The following is a 595-nucleotide window of genomic DNA, read 5'->3' on the forward strand; positions in this document are numbered from 1 at the left end:
CTAGTGCTTAGTCAGGAGAGTTTTTCGAACAAACCTTTTGGTAGTGGCGGGTGAGTTTCTCCCGCGCCTTATCGAGCGCGAATTGCCAGTTGACTGTTGCTCCCCGGGCGTTGCGTTCCGCCACACAGGCCTCAACGTGCGCGCTCAGTTCGTCCTGGGTGGGGATGCGCTGGTGCAGGCACTGGCGGGCGATGGCCGAGAGTTCGAGTTCGACCATGTTCAGCCAGGAGGCGTTTTTGGGCGTGTAATGGACCTCGAAGCGGGCAGCCAGCGCGCGAGCCTGTTCGGCGGGCAGATGCTGGTAAAAGACGGCATCGGTATGGGTATTGAGGTTGTCCTGCACCAGCACGATTTTCTTGGCCTGCGGGTAAGCGGCGGCCAAGCCGCGCATGAAGCGGCAGTAGTCAGCCCCGGTGCGGCGGGCCGAGACCTCGACCAGGCGCTGGCCGGTGCCTGGTTCGAAGGCCGCCAGCAGGCAGGCCGTGCCCTGGCGCACATACGTGCTGCTTTCCCGCCGGGGACGGCCGGCTTTGGCCGGCTGCTCCCCCTGCGCGGGCTGCGCCGGCACGGGCGGGAGCGGCTCGACGGGCTGGCC

Annotated in this window: 1 protein-coding gene; it reads right to left on the reverse strand. The window is 66.2% G+C overall.

The annotated features are described in order from the left end of the window. Window positions 1-7: 7 nt before the first annotated feature. The coding region (locus tag E5J99_RS21080; protein WP_135499766.1) for an IS630 family transposase at window positions 8-595 on the reverse strand (588 nt) is incomplete at its 5' end.

The organism is Hymenobacter elongatus (assembly GCF_004745955.1).
GTDB classification, from domain to species: Bacteria; Bacteroidota; Bacteroidia; order Cytophagales; family Hymenobacteraceae; genus Hymenobacter; species Hymenobacter elongatus.